At 34.2% G+C, this 6,252-nt stretch carries 7 protein-coding genes; 4 read left to right on the forward strand and 3 right to left on the reverse strand.

Annotated elements, in window-relative coordinates; genetic code table 11:
- Positions 1–78: 78 nt before the first annotated feature.
- The 3 genes from D778_RS10340 to D778_RS10350 all read right to left on the reverse strand — a co-directional run bounded on the left by D778_RS10340 (position 79) and on the right by D778_RS10350 (position 2,725).
- Positions 79–1,848, reverse strand: coding sequence for a PspC domain-containing protein (locus D778_RS10340; RefSeq protein ID WP_007650392.1), 1,770 nt, complete (start codon positions 1,846–1,848; stop codon positions 79–81).
- Positions 1,841–2,185 carry a PadR family transcriptional regulator gene (locus D778_RS10345; protein WP_007650393.1) on the reverse strand — a complete coding sequence of 115 codons (345 nt, stop codon included), beginning with the start codon at positions 2,183–2,185 and terminating at the stop codon, positions 1,841–1,843. Before D778_RS10345 ends, D778_RS10340 begins: the two co-directional genes overlap by 8 nt.
- Before the next feature lie 93 nt (positions 2,186–2,278).
- Complete coding sequence (locus D778_RS10350) at positions 2,279–2,725, reverse strand: DUF4870 domain-containing protein (RefSeq protein ID WP_007650394.1); 447 nt, start codon at positions 2,723–2,725, stop codon at positions 2,279–2,281.
- A 126-nt stretch (positions 2,726–2,851) separates the two neighbouring features.
- Here D778_RS10350 and D778_RS10355 point away from each other — a divergent pair, with 126 nt between their 5' ends.
- From D778_RS10355 to D778_RS14810, 4 genes are all read left to right on the forward strand, one after another.
- Entirely contained in the window at positions 2,852–4,081 is a 1,230-nt protein-coding gene (locus tag D778_RS10355) for a hypothetical protein (protein WP_007650395.1), read from the forward strand.
- Positions 4,082–4,143: 62 nt separating this feature from the next.
- The gene (locus D778_RS10360; RefSeq protein WP_007650396.1) at positions 4,144–4,599 is read left to right on the forward strand and encodes a DUF4442 domain-containing protein; all 456 of its coding nucleotides are present in this window, start codon (positions 4,144–4,146) and stop codon (positions 4,597–4,599) included.
- A gap of 125 nt (positions 4,600–4,724) precedes the next feature.
- Positions 4,725–5,525 (forward strand): TIGR00266 family protein, encoded by an 801-nt coding sequence (locus D778_RS10365; protein WP_007650397.1) that lies wholly within the window; start codon positions 4,725–4,727, stop codon positions 5,523–5,525.
- A gap of 134 nt (positions 5,526–5,659) precedes the next feature.
- Positions 5,660–5,857, forward strand: a complete 198-nt coding sequence (locus tag D778_RS14810; protein WP_040492120.1) for a hypothetical protein — start codon at positions 5,660–5,662, stop codon at positions 5,855–5,857.
- Positions 5,858–6,252: the final 395 nt, after the last annotated feature.

Below are 6,252 nucleotides of genomic sequence, written 5' to 3' on the forward strand. Positions count from 1 at the left end.
TTGCTTTCAAAGATTCATTTTAAAAACAGGATATTAAAGAAATATATTCTGAACTGTAATTTTTTATAGATGAATTGATTAATTTCCATCTGATGTAATGTTAATACCGTTTTCGTCTATATCAACCCTTACACTTTCACTTTCAGCTTTCACACCTGTTTGGTTAATTTCCAGGCTGGAATCGTTGGATTTTATGTCTATGCCATTTTCGTTGATTTTAACCCTTGAGTTGCTGTTATTGACATCTACATCAATATTAAAATCCTCTGGGCAATCTTCGCACATAATGCCATCATCCATTATTTTAAGGTAATAACCTTCCATACCATTATCAAGAATATCGTTGTAATGACTGGTGTTTTTATGGAAACTGTAGGTGTTTTCGTCTGCAATTAAAGTCATGCCCTCTGGTAGGTACAAAATAATTTCTACTTGCTGATCGCTAAATTTATTTTGGTATTCGGTTGTTAAATAGGCATCAAGCTTTAACTCATTATCCTGTAATGAATAGTTGTAATGGATGTTTTTTGCTCGCTCTTTGGCTTGTTGGTAACTACTTCCTTCAGCATTTTTTTCAACGTGAATGGTTGCTAAACTATCTTTTGTGGATCTTACAATGAGCCTAATGTCTGAAGAAAAAATAATTTTTTCGTCATCTTCATTATAAACCAATTTAAAACCATTGTTTCTGTATATGCTTTTCTTATAAGCATCATTGCCATACATTTTCACCTTTAAAGTATCATTCGCTGTTATATTTAATGTGGTTTTCTCTGTGACGCTTGCATCAAAAGCGTGTTCACTTGCTTGTTTTACACCAATAACAATCAAACTTATAATTGCCAGGAACCAAATTCCCAACAAAGAGAATTTTGCAATGTTTCCAATGGATTTTAAGTTGTTCACCAATATTTTCAATCCCAAATAGAAAACAAAAAAGAATGGAATTCCTATGGCAAAGAACAGCAGTAATGATATTAGCCAAACAGGAGTGTTTGCAGCATTGGCAGCATCTATAAAGTCGAAACCAGGAACATTGATTATATCTGTGACACCTACTGTAAGAAAGCCTATAATCAACCCTATTAATGTAGAGGCACCTACAAGAATCAAGATAATTCCTATGAATTTTGCAAAAATATTCAGGAAAAACATCACAATGTCTCCTATGGCATCGAAAAACGATTTTGAACTGGATTTTATCTTGTTGCTTTGTTTGGATACATCAATGTTTTTTACTGTATCCGAAACGGTTTGGGTAACATTTTCAAATCCGTCTTTAATTTTTTTTTCAATGTTGCTAATGTTCACAGGCTCTCCTGTCATGGTTAGCTTATCGGCTGTTGTTACAGCTTCAGGTACTAAAATCCAGAAAAGTATGTAAATAAAGATAAAGGTACCACCAGAGCCTATGGCAAGCAAAATCCAAAGTAAACGTACCCAAAGAGCATCAATACCTAAATAGTGTCCAAGACCGGAAGCCACACCACCAATATAGGAGTTGTCAGTGTCTCTAAATAACTTTTTGGAACGACCAGATGGCCTGCTGGTATAGGTTTTGGGTTCGTCTTCAAAGATTTCATCATCTACCAGATAGTCTTCAGGTTGTCCCATAATGGCTATCACTTCATCTACTTCTTTGTTGCTAATAACTTGTTTTTCGTGTTTTACACGTTCGCTAAAAAGTTCGGCAATTCTTGCTTCTATATCAGCGATTATTTCAGAGCGTCCTTGAGAGTCTGTAAATGAACGTTTTATAGCCTCAAGATAGCGTTGTAATTTTAAGTATGCATCTTCATCTATATGAAAAAATATACCTGCTAAATTTATGTTGACTGTTTTATTCATTTTTTTTGTTTTTTTGTCTGGTTACTATATTAACTGCATTTTGTAATTCACTCCAAGTCGTGTTTAATTCATTAAGAAACAGCTTTCCTGTTTCGGTAAGACCATAATATTTTCTTGGTGGTCCAGAGGTGGACTCTTCCCATCTGTAATTGAGAAGTCCAGCATTTTTAAGGCGCGTTAGTAAGGGATAGATGGTGCCTTCTACTACTAACAGTTTGGCGTCTTTTAAAGTGTCCAAGATTTCTGCAACGTATGCGTCCTCATCTTTTAGGACTGATAAAATGCAGTATTCCAGTACGCCTTTTCGCATTTGAGCCTTTGTGTTTTCAATCTTCATATTCTAAAGCGTTTTTTAATTGTTTTTAAACTGTTCATTTTTTGATTTGTGATTGCTTCTCCAATGCCTTTTTGACATGGGAGAATTGATGATTTATTTTATAAAATTGATTGTAAGTGGATAATGATAGTACAATCCTTCTTTGGCAGCCAAACTAGCTTTAACTATAAATACCAATTCCAGGATAAAACCCACGACTGCAACAAAACCCAATCCGCCAGAGATATAAAGTAGAGGAGAGGGTTTTGTTAAGCTAATATGAATACTGTTAAAGGCATCCATATTTATAAATTGAAATCCATCCAAAAGATTAAAAATAAAAAACGGAATGGTTATCATGCCTAAAACAATGGCATATAACAAAATGCTTATTTGAAAATTTAGAGCCTGTTTGCCATGCGCATCTATAAAATCCGACTTGTCCTTGTTGGCAACCCATAACACAATTGGTCCAATAAAATTTCCCAAAGGGAAAAAGAACCTGGAAAAGGTTGAAAGATGGATAAAAGTGGCAATATTTTTCTGGTTTTTGTCTATCATTTTAAAAGTATATAATAGTTTCTTATGCAAATATATATCTTAAAAAAGGTATTATGCAATACAAAGTACTAAAATTTAACAAAAAATTAACAAATTTTTGTTTCGTTATTTTTAATAAATTAGGGCATGTTTAAAACGTTTCAATTTATTAGTAAAGTCTTTGTGGGCAAAGTGGTTTACATCTTGTTTTTGTTCTGTTACAGTTGCATGTCGCAATCCTATCCAAAAGAAGAAAAAATCATGGTTGCCACATGGAACGCTTATGAGCCTCCAAGTGATACTCCAGAGTATTTGGTGCCTTTTACCAATGGATTTGGTCTGCAAGTCACCAGAATAAGCGACGCTACGGTTTTTGGTAAAGATAATAAGCAATTGCGTCATCATTACAGTGTAGATTCCCCTTGGAATAGTGATGGGTCATATATTAAACTTTCGGGATATCCTGCTGCCATCTTGGATGGCAAAACTTATAAGTTTGTTAAATGGGCAGATATTCCAGCTTCCGCAACCTGGGCAAACACCAATCCCAATATTATGTATGGTACCTATAAAAATAAATTGGTTTCTTATGATGTTAGAATCAATACCATTCAAACCATTCACGTTTTTAAAGATTTTGAAGAAATAAGTTACGGTTTTAACAAAGGAAATATGTCTTATGACGATAGGTATATAGGACTTGTAGGTAAAAATGAATCTGATTTGACCCTTATTGTTTATGATATTAAAAACAATCAAATTGTTGGAACCGATCCTATTGGAAATGTGGATTTGGCTTGGTTTTCTGTAAGTCCTCTTGGAAATTATGCGGTAATTACTTTTGGGGAAGATGGCGATTTACCAACCCAAGGATTAAAGGCTTATGATATTGATTTAACAAACAAAAGACATTTAAACAATTATACCACTCACTCCGATTTGGGAATAGATGCAGATGGACAGGAAGTCTATGTGGCTTTTGGAGATGAAACCACCAGACCAAACGGTTATTTTATGAAAATGGTTAGACTGTCTGATGGACTAACAACGCCTCTTTTTAATTATACGCCAGACAATGGTGTGTGGAATGGTCATATTAGTTGTCGAAACATTAACAGACCTGGTTGGGCTTATGTTAGTGAAGGCTGTTGCGAAACCATAGGGAAAAAAGAATTATTTGCCATTAAACTGGATTCAAGCAACACTGTGGAAAGATTTGGTTTGCATCATGCAACTTACCATGACGCATACCAACAGCAACCACAAGCAGTCCCAAATAGGGATGGAACAAAGATTATGTTTGCTAGTAGTTGGAATGGGTTATTTACTACAGAATACCCACCTTCTTTTATAGTGGAAAAAACCAACAAAGAATAAACACAGCAATGCTGTCTGTTGTATATCATTCTGATAGTATTTCAAATAACAAAAAAAACCATATGATCATCACCCCAAAAAAACTCAATGCTTTTTTAATGTTCAAGCTTCCAGCTGCTTATTTTACAGGCGTTCGGACAAAACATATTGATAAAGAGACATGCGTTGTTACAGTAAAACATCGATGGATTAACCAAAACCCATTTCATTCCATGTTTTGGGCTGTGCAAGGTATGGCAGCCGAACTAACTACAGGCGCTTTGGTCATGCAGCAAATAAAAGCCTCAGGAAAAAACATTTCCATGTTGGTGGCAAAAAACAATGCCACATTTGTTAAAAAAGCAACAGGTAGAATTACGTTTGTTTGTAAAGAAGGATTGGAAGTTGAAAAAACAATTCAAAAAGCTATTGAAACAGGTGAGGGACAAACCCTTTGGATGCATGCAAAAGGAACTAATGCTGAAGGCGTGGAAGTGTCCAGTTTTGAATTTCAATGGACGCTTAAATTAAAGCCATAGATAGATGTTAGAATATGGTTTTTCAGTAAATCTTGCTTAAATTTTTGAAAAATGTGTAACAAAGCATTAAAGTTGCCAACTAATACTTTAGACAATTTATTAACACACAAATAAGAACATATAACATGGAAGCACATGAAATAGATTATCAAATTTATGGCGAAGAGATGCAGTTTGTGGAAATAGAACTGGATCCACAAGAAGGCGTTGTGGCCGAAGCAGGTAGTTTTATGATGATGGACGATGGCATTAAAATGGAAACTATTTTTGGTGATGGTTCATCAAAAAACAAAGGTTTTTTAGATTCCATTTTAGGAGCTGGAAAACGAATCTTAACAGGAGAAAGCCTTTTTATGACCGCTTTTTACAACAACCTAAACGGCAAACGCAAGGTGAGCTTTGCATCTCCTTATCCTGGTAAAATAATTCCTATCGATTTAACAGCTTTCAATGGTAAGTTTATTTGCCAGAAAGATGCTTTTTTGTGCGCAGCCAAAGGAGTTAGTATTGGTATAGAATTTAGTAAAAGATTAGGGAGAGGTTTATTTGGTGGCGAAGGTTTTATCATGCAAAAACTGGAAGGAAATGGCAAAGCTTTTGTTCATGCTGGTGGCACTATGGTTAAAAAAGAGCTCAAAGCTGGCGAAGTATTGCGTGTTGATACTGGTTGTATTATTGGGTTTACCCAAAATGTGGATTACGATATAGAGTTTGTTGGAGGTATTAGAAACACGGTGTTTGGAGGAGAAGGTTTGTTCTTTGCCAAACTTCAAGGTCCTGGGACTGTTTATATACAATCGTTGCCATTTAGCAGATTGGCAGGACGTGTGTTGGCATCTGCTCCTAAAGGAGGAGGAAAAGATAAAGGCGAAGGCAGTATCCTTGGAGGTTTAGGGGATTTGTTGGATGGAGATAACAGATTTTAACACTAAAAAGGATTGTTAAATTTTTGTTTAAATTAAAAAACAATCCTTTTTTTTATTAAATTTATGGAAACTAAACTAAATACATGCCTATAAAACAAATCTACTTTTTTTAAACCAAAAACCTAAATAATATTATGGCTAGAGCAATGTTTGAGTACACCAAAACGGTACTTAATAAGGTAAGTTTTGATGCTACGTTGTTTTGCAAAGAGGTACAAAAAGCCCTTCAACGTCTATTACCTTATGAAATTGAAGAGTTAAAGATTTTCATACAATCTCTTGTACAGCAAAATCCCGACTTAAATCAATGTCTAATTTACTTAAAAGAGTGATAAATTTAAAAGCGACCAACGGGTCGCTTTTTTTATACTTAATAAGTGAAGTTCAAAAGAACTGTAAACGTCACGTTTGGCGAATAAAATCCTGCTAAATATTTTTTATTATTTTTCATCTTTCCCAAATTTATTCCAACATAAGAAAATAAAAGTCCTTTTATTGACCATTTTTTAACTTTAGTGAATTTTTGTTGCGATAAAGAAGACGATACACCTCCTGATTGTAGCTGTGACTCCCAAACTATAAAAGGTATTACTGTTTCGGAAGAAGATAATCAAATTCATCGATTGAAAATAAAAGACAAATGAACCATTGGATGGCTATTGCAACGAGCAATTTTGGATAGTTTTTTTTTTTTTTTTTTTTTTTTTTTTTTTTTTAAAATTTTAAA

This window comes from Xanthomarina gelatinilytica (assembly GCF_000348685.1).
Classification (GTDB): Bacteria; Bacteroidota; Bacteroidia; order Flavobacteriales; family Flavobacteriaceae; genus Xanthomarina; species Xanthomarina gelatinilytica.

Coding starts and splice junctions, on each gene's coding strand:
- D778_RS10350 (WP_007650394.1), bottom strand. CDS start 2,725: ATGATAGACAAAAACCAGAAAAATATTGCCACTTTTATCCATCTTTCA.
- D778_RS10360 (WP_007650396.1), top strand. CDS start 4,144: ATGATCATCACCCCAAAAAAACTCAATGCTTTTTTAATGTTCAAGCTT.
- D778_RS10340 (WP_007650392.1), bottom strand. CDS start 1,848: ATGAATAAAACAGTCAACATAAATTTAGCAGGTATATTTTTTCATATA.
- D778_RS10365 (WP_007650397.1), top strand. CDS start 4,725: ATGGAAGCACATGAAATAGATTATCAAATTTATGGCGAAGAGATGCAG.
- D778_RS10345 (WP_007650393.1), bottom strand. CDS start 2,185: ATGAAGATTGAAAACACAAAGGCTCAAATGCGAAAAGGCGTACTGGAA.
- D778_RS14810 (WP_040492120.1), top strand. CDS start 5,660: ATGGCTAGAGCAATGTTTGAGTACACCAAAACGGTACTTAATAAGGTA.
- D778_RS10355 (WP_007650395.1), top strand. CDS start 2,852: ATGTTTAAAACGTTTCAATTTATTAGTAAAGTCTTTGTGGGCAAAGTG.